General features: G+C 45.3%; 12 protein-coding genes. 9 read left to right on the top strand and 3 right to left on the bottom strand.

Annotated elements, in window-relative coordinates; all coding sequences use genetic code 11:
- The first annotated feature begins 50 nt into the window (after positions 1-50).
- Positions 51-1,793, top strand: a complete 1,743-nt coding sequence (locus K1J09_RS01195) for an ABC transporter ATP-binding protein (protein ID WP_223322547.1) — start codon at positions 51-53, stop codon at positions 1,791-1,793.
- Entirely contained in the window at positions 1,783-3,519 is a 1,737-nt protein-coding gene (locus tag K1J09_RS01190; RefSeq protein ID WP_223322548.1) for an ABC transporter ATP-binding protein, read from the top strand. Before K1J09_RS01195 ends, K1J09_RS01190 begins: the two co-directional genes overlap by 11 nt.
- A 75-nt stretch (positions 3,520-3,594) precedes the next feature.
- Here the strand turns inward: K1J09_RS01190 and K1J09_RS01185 are convergent, their stop codons facing one another.
- Positions 3,595-5,121 (bottom strand): ATP-binding cassette domain-containing protein, encoded by a 1,527-nt coding sequence (locus tag K1J09_RS01185; RefSeq protein ID WP_223322549.1) that lies wholly within the window; start codon positions 5,119-5,121, stop codon positions 3,595-3,597.
- Positions 5,122-5,738: 617 nt separating this feature from the next.
- Here K1J09_RS01185 and K1J09_RS01180 point away from each other — a divergent pair.
- From K1J09_RS01180 to K1J09_RS01160, 5 genes are all read left to right on the top strand, one after another.
- The gene (locus tag K1J09_RS01180; RefSeq protein ID WP_002895243.1) at positions 5,739-5,930 is read left to right on the top strand and encodes a hypothetical protein; all 192 of its coding nucleotides are present in this window, start codon (positions 5,739-5,741) and stop codon (positions 5,928-5,930) included.
- A gap of 113 nt (positions 5,931-6,043) precedes the next feature.
- Positions 6,044-7,828, top strand: a complete 1,785-nt coding sequence (locus K1J09_RS01175) for a serine hydrolase domain-containing protein (protein ID WP_223322550.1) — start codon at positions 6,044-6,046, stop codon at positions 7,826-7,828.
- Between the two features lie 234 nt (positions 7,829-8,062).
- The gene (locus K1J09_RS01170; protein ID WP_223322551.1) at positions 8,063-8,875 is read left to right on the top strand and encodes a CPBP family intramembrane glutamic endopeptidase; all 813 of its coding nucleotides are present in this window, start codon (positions 8,063-8,065) and stop codon (positions 8,873-8,875) included.
- A 102-nt stretch (positions 8,876-8,977) separates the two neighbouring features.
- Positions 8,978-10,759 carry a serine hydrolase domain-containing protein gene (locus K1J09_RS01165; protein WP_223322552.1) on the top strand — a complete coding sequence of 594 codons (1,782 nt, stop codon included), beginning with the start codon at positions 8,978-8,980 and terminating at the stop codon, positions 10,757-10,759.
- Positions 10,760-10,822: 63 nt separating this feature from the next.
- Positions 10,823-12,604, top strand: coding sequence for a serine hydrolase domain-containing protein (locus tag K1J09_RS01160; RefSeq protein WP_223322553.1), 1,782 nt, complete (start codon positions 10,823-10,825; stop codon positions 12,602-12,604).
- A gap of 57 nt (positions 12,605-12,661) precedes the next feature.
- Here K1J09_RS01160 and K1J09_RS01155 read toward each other — a convergent pair whose 3' ends face one another.
- Positions 12,662-13,402 (bottom strand): amino acid ABC transporter ATP-binding protein, encoded by a 741-nt coding sequence (locus tag K1J09_RS01155; protein WP_223322555.1) that lies wholly within the window; start codon positions 13,400-13,402, stop codon positions 12,662-12,664.
- Positions 13,402-15,570 carry an ABC transporter substrate-binding protein/permease gene (locus tag K1J09_RS01150; protein ID WP_223322557.1) on the bottom strand — a complete coding sequence of 723 codons (2,169 nt, stop codon included), beginning with the start codon at positions 15,568-15,570 and terminating at the stop codon, positions 13,402-13,404. The genes K1J09_RS01155 and K1J09_RS01150 overlap by 1 nt, the downstream gene beginning before the upstream one ends.
- A gap of 195 nt (positions 15,571-15,765) precedes the next feature.
- Here K1J09_RS01150 and K1J09_RS01145 point away from each other — a divergent pair, with 195 nt between their 5' ends.
- Positions 15,766-16,701, top strand: coding sequence for a CPBP family intramembrane glutamic endopeptidase (locus K1J09_RS01145; protein WP_223322560.1), 936 nt, complete (start codon positions 15,766-15,768; stop codon positions 16,699-16,701).
- Between the two features lie 76 nt (positions 16,702-16,777).
- Complete coding sequence (locus tag K1J09_RS01140; RefSeq protein ID WP_223322800.1) at positions 16,778-17,725, top strand: CPBP family intramembrane glutamic endopeptidase; 948 nt, start codon at positions 16,778-16,780, stop codon at positions 17,723-17,725.
- Positions 17,726-17,760: the final 35 nt, after the last annotated feature.

Below are 17,760 nucleotides of genomic sequence, written 5' to 3'. Positions count from 1 at the left end.
CTTTGAAAATTATGGTAAAATAAATACAGTTTAATGGAGAAGTAGGCAGTATGAAAGATTTATTGAAATATTTCAAGGGCTATATCAGAGAGTCTTTGTTGGGCCCCTTGTTCAAGCTTTTGGAAGCCAGTTTTGAACTGCTGGTTCCGATTTTGATTGCGGGGATTGTGGATGAGACCATTCCTAGACACGACAGCTCCCATCTCTACTGGATGGTTTTTCTTTTGATGAGCTTGGCTGCGCTGGGTGTGGTGGTAGCAGTGGTGGCCCAGTATTATTCGTCAAAGGCGGCAGTGGGCTTTACTCGTCAGATGACAAGCGACCTCTATCAAAAAATCCTGCGTTTGCCTAAGGCTAGTCGGGATGAGTTGACGATTTCTAGCTTGGTGACTCGGCTGACGAGCGACACCTATCAGATTCAGACGGGAATCAATCAATTTCTTCGTCTCTTTCTGCGGGCGCCTATCATCGTTTTTGGCTCCATCATCATGGCCTTTACTATCAGTCCGGTCATTACCTTGTGGTTCTTGCTCATGGTAGCAATTTTAACGGCTATTATCATTTTCATGTCTCGTTTGATGAATCCCCTCTATGCCAAGATTCGTCAGCTAACTGACCAGTTGGTCAACCTGACTCGCGAACAACTGCAGGGCATGCGGGTTATAAGAGCTTTCGGTCAGACCCAGCGCGAGGTTCAGACCTTTCGCAATCGCAACGAGCTCTATAAAACCTGGCAAATCAGGACGGGAGCTTTGGCTAGTCTGATTAGTCCTCTGACCTTTCTCACGGTCAATGGTACCCTAATTGCTGTGATTTGGCAGGGGAATACCTTTATCGGCAAGGGCTTACTGACCCAGGGGATGCTAGTGGCCTTGGTTAATTATTTATTGCAGATTTTGGTGGAATTGCTCAAGCTGGCTATGCTGGTCAACTCGCTCAATCAAAGCTATATCAGTGCAGGCCGCATCAGTCAAGTCTTCGAGCAAGCAGAAGAAGATGTCCTGCAGGAATTAGTGCAGGAAACAGCTCTGCCAAATCAAGCTATTAAAGTCCAGCAGGTCAGCTTTTCCTATCCAAATGCAGCTAGTCCAGCCTTGACTGGTCTGACTTTTGATTTGAAAAAAGGTCAGACTTTGGGGGTTATTGGTGGGACAGGTTCAGGTAAGTCTACCTTAGTCCAGCTGCTGGCTCATCTTTATCCTGTGGCTGCTGGTCAGTTGACCATCTTTTCCCAAGGACACAGTCCTAAAAATCTCAGAGAATGGCGGTCTTGGATTAGTCTGGTGCCTCAGAAGGCAGAGCTTTTCCAAGGAACCGTTCGCTCCAATCTGACCTTGGGTATGTCAAGCAAGCCAACAGACGCAGACTTGTGGCAGGCTTTAGAGATTGCTCAGGCAGCGGACTTTGTCTCTCAGAAGGAAGGTGGCTTGGATGCGACTGTAGAGGCCTTTGGTCGGAATTTTTCTGGCGGTCAGCGTCAGCGTTTAACCATCGCCAGAGCTGTCTTGCGGAGGGCGCCTTTCTTGGTTTTAGATGATGCAACCTCTGCTCTGGACTATCTGACAGAGGCTAGACTCTTGCAGGCTATTAAGAATGAATTGACTGAGACCAGCCTGGTCTTGATCTCTCAGCGGACCAATAGCTTGCGCTCAGCAGATCAAATCTTAGTCCTAGATAAGGGAGAGCAGGTGGCCCTTGGTCGCCATGAGGAACTCTTAGTCAGCTCTGCCATTTACCGAGAAATCCATCACTCACAGCATAGTCAAGGAGAGGAGGGCAAGCATGAAGCATAAGACATCACCTAGCAGCTTGAGGCGTTTGACTCGAGATTTGCTGCAGGCGCGCTGGCTCTTTCTCCTAGCTAGTCTGGGAACGGTGGCTCAAGTGGCTCTGACTGTTCTTCTTCCAGTTTTAATCGGGAATGCGGTTGATAGTGTTCTTCTTCCTCAAGCGAATCAACATTTGATGCCGGTTTTGGGTCAGATGCTGTTGGTCATCTTAGCCAATACGCTGATTCAGTGGCTCAATCCCTTGCTCTATAATCAGCTGGTCTATCGCTACAGCCAGCAGCTCCGTCAAGGCGTTATCAAGAAAATACACTATCTGCCTTTGGCCTATCTGGATCGGCAGGGAACTGGCGACTTGGTTAGTCGGGTGACGACCGATTTGGAACAGCTCAGCAATGGCTTACTTATGGTTTTCAATCAATTTTTTGTGGGTTTGCTAACAATTTTAGTGACCATCATTAGCATGGCCAGATTGGACTTTTTCCTCTTGCTTTTGGTTCTGCTTTTGACGCCCCTTTCTCTCTTCTTAGCTCGCTTTATTGCCAGAAAGAGTTTTAGCTTTTTCCAACGGCAGACACAGGCCAGAGGAGCGCAGACCCAGCTGATTGAGGAAAGTCTGACCCAGGAAAGTTTGATTCAGGCTTTTAATGCTCAGGATCAGTTTGATACAGCTTTTACTCGCAGTAATCAAACCTATGCAGACTATTCGCAGGCGGCTATTTTCTATTCTTCGACGGTCAATCCTTCGACTCGTTTTATCAATGCCCTGATCTATGCTTTGATTGTAGGCTTTGGGGCTGTCCGAATCATTCAGGGAACAGGTTTTACGGTTGGGCAGCTGGTAACTTTTCTCAACTACGTCAACCAGTACACCAAGCCTTTCAATGATATATCGTCTGTCATGTCAGAATTGCAGAGCGCTTTAGCTTGTGCAGAGCGGATTTACAGCGTTTTGGACCAAGAAGAAATAGCTGAGTCTGTTCAGGAAATTCTTCAGTCTGAAGATGTCAAAGGGCAGATTAGTTTTGAGCATGTGGCTTTTGGCTATGAGCCCGGCAAAGAGTTGATTCAGGATTTGAATATAAGGATTCCAGCAGCTAGCAAGGTAGCTATTGTCGGGCCGACCGGTGCTGGTAAGTCAACCCTGATCAATCTCCTCATGCGCTTTTACAATGTTGATAGTGGTCTTATTTCTTTAGACGGTATTCCCATCAGTCATTACACTAGAGCCTCTTATCGTCAGCAGTTTGGTATGGTACTGCAAGAGACTTGGCTCAAGACGGCGACCATTCACGACAACATAGCTTTTGGCCGGCCAGACGCCAGCCGAGAAGAGGTTATTGCAGCTGCCAAGGCGGCCAATGCTCATTTCTTTATCCAGCAGCTGCCTCAGGGGTACGACACCTACCTAGCGGATGCTGGGGACTCCCTTTCTCAAGGTCAGCGGCAGCTCTTGACCATTGCCCGTGTCTTCCTGGCTGTTCCTAAAATCCTAATCTTGGATGAGGCGACTTCCTCCATTGATACTCGGACAGAAGTCTTGATTCAGGAGGCTTTCAGCAAGCTCATGGTGGGACGAACTAGCTTTATCATCGCCCATCGCCTGTCTACTATTCAAAATGCTGACATCATCCTCGTCATGATAGATGGTGATATCGTCGAACAGGGTAATCATCAGGAACTCATGGCAGCCAGAGGTGTTTATTACCAAATGCAGACGGCGCAGGAGTAGAAGGTGAGCTTTATTAAAGCTCACAGGTTGATGCTAAACAAAACTAAAAGAGTTGGAAATTCCAACTCTTTTTGCTTATAATTCAACTTCTTCGAACCCTGTCTCTGTCAGTTTATAAATCTTCGTGCAGACTTCTTTGAGAAAAATCCGATCGTGGGAGACAGAGATAATGGCGCCAGGATAGGTCGCCAAAAGTTGGCGAACCTGAGGCTGAGAAGTGGGAGAGAAGTTGCGGGTTAGCTCGTCCAGCAGGAGGACGTTGGGGCGGTCTAGGACTAGTTTGAGCAGGAGGAGCTTGGCTTTTTGGCCACCAGAAAGCTGCTCAATCGGGTGGCGAGCCTCGTCGCGCGTGAACTGAAGACTAGCTAGATGCGTCAGGATTTTCTCTTCCTGAGACTTGTCGCCAGAGGGAGCCAGAAAATCCAAAGGGCTGCTCTCATCAGCCAGCAAGTCACCATAATGCTGGGGCATGTAGCCTACTCGCATGTCTGTCCGCTCACGCAGGATCTTCCATATTTCCTTAAGCAGAGTCGATTTTCCTGCACCATTAGCACCAATCAGTCCGATTTTTTCCTGGCCGCAGACCTCCAGAGTCAGGTTCTCCGCCAATTGTCGTTCGTCAGTTTCCAGTTTCATTCCTTCTAATTTGAGGATTCTTTTGGTCAATGGCAGAGCTTCTATGTCTGAGAAGTGAAGGCTGATGGCATCTTCCTGTGTCGGAATTTCTGTCATTTCAGCACCTGCCTTTTCGAATCGTTTGCCCTGTGAGAGGACGTTTTTCATTTTCTTAGCCACCAGTCGACCTGCAGTAGCATCATGGGTGTTTCGTAAAGTATGCTCCACACTCTGCTTAACCCGTAGGTGTTTTTCCATGGTCTTGGCGTGTTCTTCCCGCTCTTTCCGTGCCAATTGACCTTGTTTTTCAAAGGCCTCCTGACGTTTGTGGCGGTAATTTTCATAGTCCAGACTCTTGACATTGGTTCTAGCCTCCTGCTTCTTTTTGATTCGCTCCAGATGAACAATCTTGGTCGCAGCTTGAGCGAGGAAGTGCTCGTCGTGAGAGACGAAAAGAACTGTTCTCTGGCCGTGGCTGATAAAGTTTTCCAGCCAAGTCAGAGTTTCGAGATCGAGGTCATTAGAGGGCTCATCAAGAAAGAGAATGTCCCAATCACTGGCTAGTTTCTTGATGAGTTGGACCTTGAGCTTTTCTCCTCCAGATAGGCTGGCGAGCGGTTGCTGACTGGCAAAACGCTGGCTGTCAAAGTTGAGCTCTCCAGCATAGCGATAGAGCTTGGCATAGTCCAGCTCGGTCTCAAAATCAGCAAAGAAATAGTCATTGAGCGTCAGTTGGGCATCCTCTGAAGGTAGCTGCTGGGGCAGGTAGACAGCAGGAGTATAGGACTTATCAATCTGTCCGCTGTAGCTGACATAGGAGCTGACCAGTCGCTCGTCTAGCAGGAGCTTGAGTAGGGTGGACTTGCCATTGCCCTCCTCACCGATAATAGCGACCTTGTCTCCTTGATTGACTGTCAGTGACAAATCTTTGACTAACTCTTTCAGGTCTTTTAGGTGGGTGATTGTTAGATTTTTTATTTGAAGCATAGATGTCTCCTTCGTTTTATAACACAAAATACAGCCCTGCTTTATTTAGCAGAGCTGTTTTTAGTTGCACAAAGCAGACACAGGAGTGCCTAAGTAGGATTATTCGTTCATAGGCTTCCAGCTTACACTGTCATAGGAGCGACAGGATTAATCTAAAGATAAGCAAATAAAAGCTAGAAAGCACCAAAAACGAACATCCCGCGGATATGCAGAAACATGACAAAATCTACTAAATAAAGTTTCCTTTAAAAAATAGACTTAATTTTTCATGTCTCCGTGTACCTCCGAAATAGTTCTGCTTTAAGTCTAACAGAAGAAAGTAAATTCGTCAAGCGCTTTCAAATAAATAAAAATTTTTAAAAGATTTTTGGAGCAAATTTTTATAAACTCTTTAAGAATATTGATTTCAAGACTTTTAAGCTGATTTTGATATATAATTTTTTAATTATATAAAAATTTGACATATACCAGAAAATTATATATAATCGTCTTGTATATAAAATTTATATATATAAAATGATTATACAAATAGGCCTAAAATTTGTAAAAGATAAGAAGAGCTGGAATGGGATAGATTTCAGTCGTCATTTTAAATTGTATCTAAGGAGTAAGAAACCATGCCAAAAACGTTATTTCTCTGGCTTTTGACAGTCCTAAGCTTAGGACTGGTAAAAACGCCTCAAGCTAAGACGATGGAGCAATCTTTGAAGTCTAACACGGCGGCCATTGAGATTAGCCAAAAGATTCAGGACCATGTCAAGAAAGATGATGCGACAAGAGTGGCTGTAGAAGCAGTGACTTTTGATTAGATGATGCAAATCATTGCTTAAGAAAGGAGAAAGCTATGTTAAGAATTTTTATCCGAATGGTATACAGAAGTATTGCCTATGCGATTGTTGAAGCTAAATAGAAAGGAAATATCATGAAAAAATCATTTATTCTAATTCTTTTAACGATTATAACTCTAGGACTCTTCCGACCAATTACAGCCTTGGCTGAGGAGCAGAAGTTACCGTCTGGCACGGAGCGCAGCCAAATTGGTCAAAAAATCCAAGACTTTGTCAAGGAACATGAAAAGACAACAGCCGGTATGGCAACAACCGTTTTTGACAAGGACGGGACTATTTACCAAGGTAGTTTTGGCTATATGAACAAGGAAAAAGGCATTAAAGCCGACGACAACAGCGTCTTTGAATGGGGGTCAGTAGGGAAACTAACTATCTGGGTCTCCGTCATGCAGCTCTGGGAAGAGGGCAAGATTGACCTTGACGAAGACATTCGCACCTATCTGCCAGAGGGATTTATGAAGACTTTGCGCTACGACAAGCCCGTTACTATGACAGACCTCATGAACCATCAGGCCGGCTTTGGTGAGTCTACCCACGCCTACAAGGAAGATAAGGGCTTGTCTATTGAGGAGATTCTGGCAGTTAATCAGCCAGAACAGTCCTACGAGCCAGGCACCATGACAGCCTACTCAAACTTTTCAGCTAGTCTGGCAGCCTATATCGTTGAGAGAATCTCCGGTCAGGACTTCTCAGCCTATGTCCATGAACATATCTTTCAACCACTAGGGATGAAAGACACTGCTCTATCAGCCGACTTTAAGGAAAACCCAAAGATTTACCAGAAGCGGATGGAGCAGATCTCTTATCGGGCGGACGGCCAGACATCTATGGGAACTAGCTATTTCCATCTTGGGCTTTACCCAGCGGGGAATGCCGTCTCCACTTTGGCTGACTTCCAGAAGTTTGCCCAAGCGCTTTTGAAGAAAGAAAAGCTCTTCAAGCATGCTGAGACTTGGACAACTCTCTACACAGCAACCTCGAATTATCCGGGAACGGATATGCCGCTCAATATGCACGGATTTTGGACACGGGAGTACGGCACGACGCTTGTTGGCCATGGAGGAAACTCAACTGGCTACTCATCTTATATTCTGCTGGACTTGAAAAATGGTATAGGTATGACCGTTATGACGAATCAAGATCATGAGTTGGTTTATAACTATGAAATGCCAGCCTTGGTTTTTGGACCTAAGAAAAAGACGGACTCAGCCACCTTTGACAAATTCCAGTCTGGAAATTACCGATCTGCTCGCTACTTTGCCAGTGGTCCTATGTCTATCTCCAGAACCTTGCTTTACACTCAGTTTGTCAAGAAATCTAAGGACAATCCGCTTTTGACCCAGAATTTTTCAGTAGTCAGCGGTAGTGGAGACGAGACTAAGGTAACAGCTTCCTATGGCGATAACTTCAGAGTCAAGGATAGCGAGTTCTTTACAGACTGGGCTCTGCTTATTTCAGCGGCAGTCGGAATTGTTTTCAGTATCATTCTCTTTTTGGCACGGGGCGGACTGGATCTCTTCCACTTGATTTTCAAAAAAGGTCAATCTAAAATACCAAAATCTCTTCGTATCTGGACTTACCTAACTTCTTTAGCTGGAGTAGGTGTGGCTATAAACTTCCTCCTCCTCTTTAACACATTTGCTACCAGCGATCTGAGCTTTTTAGCTAGCTGGCGCTACATTATCTTTGCCGGTCTGGGATTGATTCTGGCTGGCTGTGCAGTCTTCCCACTTCTGACCAAGGCAAGAAAAGGACTGAGCAAGAGCCGACTCTACCTAACTGTCTTGACTAGTCTGTCAGCTCTAGCTATTGTTGTCAATATTCTCTACTGGTCACTTTATCAGTGGTGGGCATTGTGATTATTTTCTTGTCTTTTCTGGGGGAATGGACAATCTTGTGAAGGAATATCTCATGAGGTAAATCGTTTGATTAATTCTTTTTACAATCTTAAGGTTAGTGATTTTTCAACAGGAGCTGAAGTACAATAGCTGTCTTTTATACAGAGCGCGGCTAAATGAGGCAAAAAATCTAGGACCTTATCAGACTACAAAAAGCAAGCAGATAAAATCAAACCATTTAAAGGAGAAAATCCTATGACCAATGAAACAAGAATAGAACCACAACCAAAACTAGTCTGGCCATTTTTGGCCTGGAACTTCGGCTGGACTTGGGGATTTATGTTGCTAGCTATCATTCTCAAAAATCTCTGGCCGGAAAATCCACCCGTACTTTATCTGACTCTGGAAGGCCTCCTAACGAGTCTCAGTATGTTCGGACCGGTGATAGCAAGCCTAATAGTGCTGAAAATAAAAGGCTTCAAAGCCATCTGTTCCTTTATCTTCTCAAGCAAGAAAGGGACTTGGCTCTATCTCCTACTCTTCAGTGGAGGTCTGGCTGTGACTTTTGCATTAGCTTCCGGAGGCAAGCTGGTAGATGGGTCTCTGCTTTCATTTATTGGATCCTTTATCTACCTTATGACCTTGGCTGGTGGCATGGAAGAGCCTGGCTGGCGAGGCTTTCTGCAGCCGGCTTTGGAAAAGAAGTTCTCTATGCTTATCGCCTCCTCAATAACTGGACTAGCTTGGGCTTGCTGGCATATTCCTCTCTGGTTTTATGACCGCTTTTATGATCGAAGTCAGAATCCCTTTCTAGTCTTTATCATTGGATGTATCATCCAGTCCATCTGGTTTGCTGCACTGCATAAGAAGACGAAATCTGTCCTTGCCTGTATGATTTTCCATGCTCTGCTAGATATTCTGATAGAAACCTTTGTCGGCATCAACCTAGCTGATAAGTTTGATTTCTCTCAGGTTAACTCCCTCATTTACCTTGGCGGCTTGGGTATTCTGACCCTTTACAGTATTTATCTCTGGTATCGGGCGGATAAGCAGGCGAAAAATTCATGATTAAAAAACAAGAATAAGCTGATTCTAAAATTGAAAGAAGACTGCACAAATTATCTGAACTTAGCTCATGTGAATCTTTGAGTTGAACAGAAAGGAAATGCTATGAAAAAATCTATTCTAATCATTCTTTTAACCATTTTGACGTTAGGAATCTTCCGACCGACCGCTGCTTTAGCTGACTCGCAGAAGCTGCCGTCTGGCACGGACCGCAGCCAAATCGGTCAGAAAATCGAAAATTTTGTCAAGGAACATGAAAAGACAACGGCCGGCATGGCAACAGCAGTCTTTGATAAAAACGGAACCATCTACAAGGGAAATTTTGGCTATGTGGATAAGGAAAACAAAGTCAAAGTTGACGATGACAGTGTTTTTGAATGGGCTTCAATCACTAAACTGACGGTCTGGGTGTCGGTCATGCAGCTCTGGGAAGAGGGCAAAATCGACCTGGAAGCAGACATCAAAACTTATCTGCCAGAAGGCTTTCTCCGCAATCTTCGCTACGATAAGCCTATCACCATGCTGGATCTGATGAACCATCAGGCTGGCTTTGATGAAATGCCACTCTACAAAAAGGGAGACAAGAGCGACTTGGAAGAGCAGTTCCGCGATTACCAGCCTATTCAGTCCTTTGAGCCAGGTACGACGACATCATACTCTAACTTCAGCACGGCTTTGGCCTCTTATATCGTGGAGCGGATATCTGAGCAGAAGTATGCAGACTATGTCCATGAGCATGTTTTTGAGCCGCTGGACATGGATCGGACTGCTATCTTGCCTGACTTATCGGACAACGCTTATGTACAGGAAAAGCGCAAGGAGGATAAGGGCTATGATGACCAAGGTAAGCTCTTGGGAGATACACCATTTAAGCTCTGGATGTACCCAGTCGGAGGGGCTGTGGGGACTCTAGGAGACCTGCAGAAATTCGCCCAGGCCTTGCTGGAACGTAAGACGCTCTTTCATCATCCAGAAACTTGGACCGAGCTTTACTCAACAACCTCTACCCACCCTGGTACGGATATTGTTCGTAATGCTCATGGCTTTTGGGCCAGTCACTACGGTGTTACCTTGCTGGGACACAGTGGTAATGCTGATGGCTTTTCTAGCTATCTCTACTTGGATCTGAAAAATGGCATCGGCCAAGTCATCTTAACCAATCAACTGTATGAACAAGTTTACAATGTTCAAATGCCGGAGCTGATATTTGGCAAGATGCAGACTGTCAGCGAAGCTACTAAAAAGCAGTTCAAGCCTGGCTCTTACCACTATCTGAGAAGCTATAATAGGGGGCCACTGTCCTTCATGCTCATGATCCCTGGGGCCATCCAAAAGATCAACAAAGTATCAGATCAGCCAGATCTGTTGAGCACTTTCTGGACCATAGACAGAAGTCAAGGTGCTGATCGCCTCGAATTTGGTGTCCTTAATGCAGAAAGGATTTCCGATTCAGTTCTCTTTAGGCATTATCTAGTCGTGTTTCTCGGAGGTCTGGCACTCGTGTTTGCTTTGGGAAATATCTTGATTAGTTTTCTGATTGGCAGTTTCCGTCTCATCCTGCGTAAAGCAAGAAGTTCGGCACCTCGCTCTTGGAAGATCTGGAATTACCTGACTTCTCTAGGAATAATCCTTTTTGTAGGCAATCTCATTCTGCTTTTACTGGCTGCCATGAATCAGGATTACTCAATTGTTCAATCTTGGCGCTACATGGTCTTTGCCGGTCTGGGATTGATTCTGGCTGGCTGTGCAGTCTTCCCGCTTCTGACCAAGGCAAGAAAAGGATTGAGCAAGAGCCGACTTTTCCTGACTGTCTTGACTAGTCTGTCAGCTCTGGTCATCGTTGCCAATATTCTCTACTGGTCACTTTATCAGTTCTGGGCGCTGTGATAAGTTGCCTGCCTTTCTGAAGGGATGCGGGCTTTGTCTACGTGATTTTGTAAGGAGAATCGCATGAAAAAATCATTTATTCTAACGCTTCTAACGATTATAACTCTGGGACTCTTCCAGCCAGCTACTGCGCTGGCTGAGGAGTCTCAAAAGCTACCCTCTGGTATCAAACGTGACCAGATCGGCCAGAAAATCCAAGACTTTGTCAAGGAACATGAAAAGACAACATCCGGCATGGCGACGGCAGTCTTTGATAAGGACGGTACCATTTATCAAGGAAACTTTGGCTATATGAACAAGGAAAAGGGAGTCAAAGCTGATGACGGCAGCGTTTTTGAATGGGGTTCCGTGACTAAGCTGACCGTATGGGTCTCTGTTATGCAGCTCTGGGAGCAAGGTAAGATTGACTTAGAAGAAGATATTCGCACCTATCTGCCAGAGGGCTTTCTTAGAAATCTCCGCTATGACAAGCCCATCACTATGCTTGATCTGATGAATCATCAGCCTGGATTTGATGAAGCCCCTCTCTATATGCAAGGGGGCAAGAGTTTAGAGGATTTGCTGCTCCAATATCAGCCGGCTCAGTCCTTTGAGCCGGGTACAACGACAGCTTATTCCAACTACAGTACGGGGTTGGCTGCCTACATTGTGGAGCGAATTTCTGGGCAATCCTTTGTTGATTATGTTCATGAGCATATCTTCCAGCCACTGGGCATGGAGAGAACGGCCATAGCGCAAGACTTGTCTGACAATGCTTATGTCCAAGCCAAGCGCAAGAAAGTAAAAGGATATGCGACAGATGGCAGCCTGTTAGGCGATGCACTTTATGAAGTCGGTCTGTACCCAGTTGGTCGAGCCACAGGAACATTGAGTGATTTTCAAAAATTTGCTCAGGCTCTGCTGAGTCGTAAAACTCTCTTTACTCAGTCGGAGACTTGGACGACTCTTTATTCGACGACAGCAACCTATCCTAATACAGACATCGTTCGTAATGCTCATGGCTTCTGGGCCAGTAAATTTGGCGTTACAGTGCTAGGGCACGGAGGGAATACGAATGGTTTTTCCAGCTATCTCCTGCTGGATCTGAAGGATGGTATCGGCCAGGTGATCATGACCAATCAAGGTGTGGAAGAAATTTATAATGATGGCATGCCAGAATTGATTTTCGGAAAACGTCCGACAGCCAGTGCAGAGACTCAGAAAAAGTTCGAACCTGGCTACTATCAAATCCTTCGGAATTTTAACCAAGGTCCGCTTTCTTTGTATCAGCTCTTTCCAGGTAATTTGCTTCATATGAAGAAGCCGTCCTCGGAGCGAATGGATCGTTCGTTTTGGACTATTTATAAAAGTGGAAATGGCAAAACGCGAATCGCTACTCCGGTCAGTGATTTTGAGAGAGTTCCTGACTGGGAAATCTGGACTAAGTTTGGGTTGATTGCTTTGGCAGCTCTTAGTGTCGTTTATGCTTTGGGTAATCTACTTGTGCGGCTTGTGCTAGTCCTCTATCGACTGGTCTTTGGCAAGGTGAAAAGCAAGCAAAATCGAGCTTGGAAATGGTGGCACATCTTGACAGCTGCAGGAGTAGTGGTCTCAGCTGGAAATTTACTCTTGCTCCTGCTTAGCTCAAGCACTACGGATCTCAGTATCATCGCTCAGTGGCGTTATATGGCTTTTGCAGGTTTGGGATTGTTCTTAGCAGGATGTGCGGTTTATCCGCTCTTTAGCAAGGCTCAAAAGGGTCTCAGAAAAGGCCGCCTCTTCTTGACGGTTCTGACTAGTCTTTCCGCCCTCGCCATAGTAGCTAATATTCTTTACTGGTCACTTTACCAATGGTGGGTGATCTAGTTTAAAAATTTTGAAACAAGAAAAGAGCCGGCATATAAGCTGGCTCTTCGTTTGGTTTTATACATTCAGCACCTTGTCCAAGAAGTCTTTAAGACGTGGATGTTGTGGATTGTCAAAGATTTGGTCAGGCTTGCCATCTTCTAGGAATTCACCATCAGCGGTAAAGATAACGCGGTTGGCTACCTGACGGGCAAAGCCCATCTCATGGGTCACAATCAGCATAGTCATACCTTGCTGGGCCAGATCCTTCATAACGTTGAGAACGTCGCCGACCATTTCAGGGTCAAGGGCAGAAGTAGGCTCGTCAAAGAGCATGATGTCTGGATTCATAGCCAGACCGCGAGCAATTGCCACCCGCTGCTTTTGACCGCCGGACAGACTGTCTGGAGTGGCATCAGCCTTATCAGCCAAGCCCACCTTTTCTAAAAGCTCCATGCCCAGCTTATTTGCTTCGTCTTGGGTCAAGCGCTTGTGCTCAACAGGAGCAAAGGTAATGTTTTCCAGAACGGTCATGTGCGGGAAGAGGTTGAAGTGCTGGAAGACCATACCGATATTTTCTCGGACCAGATCCACGTCAGTCTTCTTGTCCGTCAGATCAAAGCCATCAACCGTGATGGTTCCGCTGGTCACTTCCTCTAGAAGGTTGAGACTGCGTAGGAAGGTTGACTTACCAGATCCAGAAGGACCGATGATGCAGACCACATCTCCCTCGTAGAATTTAGCGGTAATTCCCTTTAGGACTTCATTTTCTCCGTAATATTTATGAAGATCGTTCACATCGATTTTTAATTTTGCCATTACTTAATCCTCTTTTCTAAGCGTTTTGCCAAGCGGGTCAAGAGCGTGATAATGATGAGATAGAGCACGGCTAGGATAGCATACATGCGGAAACTCTGATAGTTGCGGGCGATGATGTCCTTACCCGTTTTGAATAGCTCGGCTAATCCAATCGCTGAGACAATCGTTGTATCCTTGAGTGCGATGACAAACTGATTGACAAAGTTTGGCAGCATAATCTTGGTTGCCTGTGGCAGGATAATCTTGCGCATGGTCTTGGAGTAGGAAATCCCCAAGCTGCGGCTGGCTTCCATCTGCCCAACTGGAACGGCCTGAATACCTCCACGGACAATTTCTGCGATATAGGCGCCGGCATTGAGAGAGAGGGCGATGGTTCCTGCAACGAAAGCATTGATTGGGCTTTGTTGTCCAGTCATGGATTCGATTAGGTTCGGAATACCCCAGAAGATAAAGGCTGCCACAATCATCAGTGGAATACCACGAATGACATCAACAAAGATTTCTGCAATCCAGCGCAGCGGTTTATAAGGGCTGACGCTGAACATACCAAAGATAATCCCAATGACCATAGCAATCGCAAATGAAATCAGGGCCAAAGCAATCGTCACTCCCAGACCTTTAAGAAGTTCTTGGTAATTATTTTGCAGCAAGCCCCAAATAGTAGACTCATCTACAGTGGATTCCTTTTCTTCGCTAGCCAGATACTTGTCTAAAATTTCTTGGTACTTGCCGCTTTCTTTGAGGTTGGCCAGTCCATTGTTAAACATCTCAATCAGCTCAGGATTGCTGCCTTTTTTAACTGCGAAAGCGACTTGGCCACTTGGTGTACCTTCAATAGGTGTTTTAAGTTTCTTGCCTTGTTTGATGGCGTATTTGACAACGGGCTCATCATCCATCACAGCTGCGACGGAGCCAGTATTAAGGCTGTCATACATGGAAGCTGCATCTGAGAATGTTTTGATAGAGTAGCCGTACTTGCTCTTGTTTTCCTCAAGGAAAGTCTGAGAAGCGGTACCTGTTTTGACACCGACTGTTTTGCCCTTGAGTTCCTCGTAGGACTTGATATTGTTGCTGTCCTTGACTGCCAAGATAGAGTTGGCTGTATAGTAAGGGTCAGAATAATCAAAAGTTTTCTTGCGGGCATCGGTGACAGACATGCCGGCGATAATTCCGTCAGCCTGACCGGTCTGAACGCTATTGATAGCTGCATCAAAGCCAGGGTTGGTTACTTCCACAGTAAAGCCTTGGTCTTTGGCAATAGCCTTAATCAGCTCCATGTCAATCCCAGTGTATTGGTTGCTGTCATCTTGGAAGACAAAAGGAGCAAAAGATGAGTCGCTGGCAATGATGTATTTGTCTTTTGTCGGACTAGCTTTTTGACCGGCAGGAGTAGAAGTCTCTGGAACAGCTGAGTCAGAACTGCCTTTAGAAGCCGTCCATTTATTGATGATTTCTTCCAGACTGCCGTCTTCCTTCATCTGTGCCAAAGCCTCGTTAAACTCAGTAACTAAGTGCTCGTGCTTGCTGCCTTTTTTGACACCGAAAGCAAAGCTTCCTACAGCCTCACCCTTCATAGAAATTTTCAGGTTTTGGCCTTGATTGATGGCGTACTCAATGACAGGCTGATCGTCCATCACTGCATCGACATCACCAGCAGAAAGGCTGTTATACATCAAGTCACCCGTGTCAAAGGTTTTGAGAGTGTAGCCATACTTATCCTTGTTCTTCTCAAGGAAGCGTTGGGCAGCGGTTCCTGTTTTGACACCGACTTTCTTCCCTTTCAGCTGTTCATATTTGCTGATGGTGTTTGCCTTGGTCGTCGCGATAACGACCTTAGTGTCATAGTAGGTATCAGACATGGTAAAGACTTTTTCGCGCTCGCTTGTCTTGGTCATACCAGCCATAATGGCATCCGCTTGGCCGGCTTGGACCGCATTGACTGCTGCATCGAAGCCCGGGAAGCTCATGTCAATGTCCCATCCCTTGATTTCTGCGACCTTGTTGATGATATCAACGTCAATCCCCTTGTAAGTCTGATCAGAATCTTTAAATTCAAATGGTGCGTAAGCAGTATCGGATACGATTTTGATCGTATCTGCCTGGGCTGTCGCCCCTAACGCAAAAAATGGAAATAATGTTAGCAAAACTGCTAAGAATTTTTTCTTCATTTTCTTCCTCCTTTTTAGCATTCTAGCATTATAGCAAAAAATCACTGATTAGGCAAATTTCTCCTGTTTTTATGTTAGGTTTTCTGACATATAAACTCTGAATTTCTCGCAAAAATAGCCGCAACTTTTCTTTGTTCTTAGAGCAAAGTCTGCTATACTGGAAATAAATGAAAGCAAGGATAGAATGAGGTTCTTATGAAAAAATCACGTATCTTGGACGGAGTCAATCAAGCTCGCTTTGTCCCTCCCTATCTGTTGTCGCTAGTGCTAGCAGTTGTTTTCGTGCAAGGAGGACAACAATTGGCCTATCTGGCTTTGGAGCCAATTTCAGCTGTCCTCAGTCTTATGCTAGGTTTCTTAGGGCAAGACGGATTCTTTGAAATCTTCTTCAATTTTGCCCTGCCTTTTCTCTTGTTCGGCTTTGTATTTATGATACTGGCTCTTTTTCTTTGGGTGCGCTGGGCTGAAGGACGACCGCTCGCGACTCTGGGCTTTGTCAAAAAAGGAAGCTTGGTGGAGTTAGTCAAAGGATTGACAGTAGGTTTTCTCCTCTTTAGTCTAGTCGCTCTGCTTATGCTGTTGAGCGGAGCTGTCTCTTTCGAATGGGGACAGCTGACGCTGGAACCTTTCCTCTATATCTTGATTTTGCTTCCGCTTTGGATGATTCAGGGCGGGGCAGAAGAGCTAGTGACAAGGGCTTGGCTTCTGCCAGTTTCAGTCAAAAAGACCAACTTGCCCATCGGTTTGCTGACTTCAAGCCTGCTCTTTGCCCTCTTGCACCTAGGCAATCCAGATATTGGTATTCTTTCCATTCTTAACATTGCCTTATTTGGGCTCTTTGCAAGTCTCTATCTGCTCCGGACGGACAATGTCTGGGGGATTATAGGACTTCATACTGCTTGGAACTTTACCCAAGGAAATATCTATGGTTTCAGCGTTAGTGGTACTGGCGTTGACGCGGCAGTCCTGAACTTTATTCCAAAGTCAGAATGGAGCTGGTTGACTGGTGGAGCTTTCGGCGCTGAAGCCTCTGTTTTCAGCTCGCTCATTCTCTTGTTAGCCGTGCTTTACTTGCTTTTCAAGATGAAAAAAGATGGCAGTTTGACAGGGTTAGTGGGAAAGACAGAATAACTATTCGAACGGCACTCTTTTGCTAATCCTAAAATAATATGCTATAATAAATAAAAATAAGGAAAGGGATGTGTATATGTTTAAATCTCGTATGTTGGATGCTATCAAGCAATCGCGTTATATTCCGCCGATTTGGTTAGCTATCTTGATTGCTATTGGCTTTGTTTATGGAGGAGGAATTTTAAGTTTTGTCGGAATGTTGCCAATCGGTATCATTGTCGGACTCTTATTTGGCTTTGCAGATCCGACGATTAATCGGACAGAAGCAATGGCAGCCATTAGTCACTATACGGTCTTTTTTCAGCTAGCTGGTTTCTTCTTTATCGCCCTAACAGTTTTCCTCTGGGTTCGGTATCGTGAGAAGCGTCCTTTTTCTAGTCTGGGATTTTATAAACAGGACTGGTTCAAAAATCTCCTAAAAGGCTTCCTTATTGGAGCCGTTCAGTTTTCACTGGTTGTTGTCTTGCTCTTGGTAACGGGGACAGGCAGTCTGAAATTAGGTCAGCTTAACTTGCAGTCTTTGATTTTCGTCCTAGCAATCATTCCTTTCTGGATTCTCCAAGGCGGAACAGAAGAACTAGTGACGCGTGGTTGGCTTTTTCCAGCAGTTAGTGCTAAGTCAAATATCTTCATTGGTATCTTGATTTCCAGTGCTCTATTCGGGGCACTGCACCTCTTTAACCCTGGTGTGACCGTTCTTTCTATTGTCAATATCATACTAGACGGTATCTTTGCTTGTTTCCTTATGCTCAAGTATGACAATATGTGGGTACTGGCTGGTATGCACGGCGCTTGGAATTTTGTGCAAGGAAATATCTACGGTATTCAGGTCAGTGGTCAAGGAGCATCTACCTCAATTTTGAACTATAACTCACAATCTTCTGTGGATTTGCTATCTGGTGGGGCTTTTGGTGCTGAAGGATCTATTTTTGCCAGTATCGTCCTGATTGGCTGCATTGCCTATCTTTACTGGTCATTAAAGAAAGAAAATCGCCTGCCTCAGGCGCTGATCTTTAAGAAATAACCATTTCGCCCAGTTTAGCTGGGCATTTTTTATGT

Origin of the sequence: Streptococcus sanguinis (assembly GCF_019928825.1) — a bacterium.
Classification (GTDB): Bacteria; Bacillota; Bacilli; order Lactobacillales; family Streptococcaceae; genus Streptococcus; species Streptococcus sanguinis_L.
Note: the sequence above shows the minus strand (reverse complement) of the source record. Positions and strands in the feature narration are given on the sequence as shown.

Coding starts and splice junctions, on each gene's coding strand:
- K1J09_RS01145 (WP_223322560.1), top strand. CDS start 15,766: ATGAAAAAATCACGTATCTTGGACGGAGTCAATCAAGCTCGCTTTGTC.
- K1J09_RS01175 (WP_223322550.1), top strand. CDS start 6,044: ATGAAAAAATCATTTATTCTAATTCTTTTAACGATTATAACTCTAGGA.
- K1J09_RS01185 (WP_223322549.1), bottom strand. CDS start 5,121: ATGCTTCAAATAAAAAATCTAACAATCACCCACCTAAAAGACCTGAAA.
- K1J09_RS01190 (WP_223322548.1), top strand. CDS start 1,783: ATGAAGCATAAGACATCACCTAGCAGCTTGAGGCGTTTGACTCGAGAT.
- K1J09_RS01180 (WP_002895243.1), top strand. CDS start 5,739: ATGCCAAAAACGTTATTTCTCTGGCTTTTGACAGTCCTAAGCTTAGGA.
- K1J09_RS01195 (WP_223322547.1), top strand. CDS start 51: ATGAAAGATTTATTGAAATATTTCAAGGGCTATATCAGAGAGTCTTTG.
- K1J09_RS01150 (WP_223322557.1), bottom strand. CDS start 15,570: ATGAAGAAAAAATTCTTAGCAGTTTTGCTAACATTATTTCCATTTTTT.
- K1J09_RS01160 (WP_223322553.1), top strand. CDS start 10,823: ATGAAAAAATCATTTATTCTAACGCTTCTAACGATTATAACTCTGGGA.
- K1J09_RS01155 (WP_223322555.1), bottom strand. CDS start 13,402: ATGGCAAAATTAAAAATCGATGTGAACGATCTTCATAAATATTACGGA.
- K1J09_RS01140 (WP_223322800.1), top strand. CDS start 16,778: ATGTTTAAATCTCGTATGTTGGATGCTATCAAGCAATCGCGTTATATT.
- K1J09_RS01165 (WP_223322552.1), top strand. CDS start 8,978: ATGAAAAAATCTATTCTAATCATTCTTTTAACCATTTTGACGTTAGGA.
- K1J09_RS01170 (WP_223322551.1), top strand. CDS start 8,063: ATGACCAATGAAACAAGAATAGAACCACAACCAAAACTAGTCTGGCCA.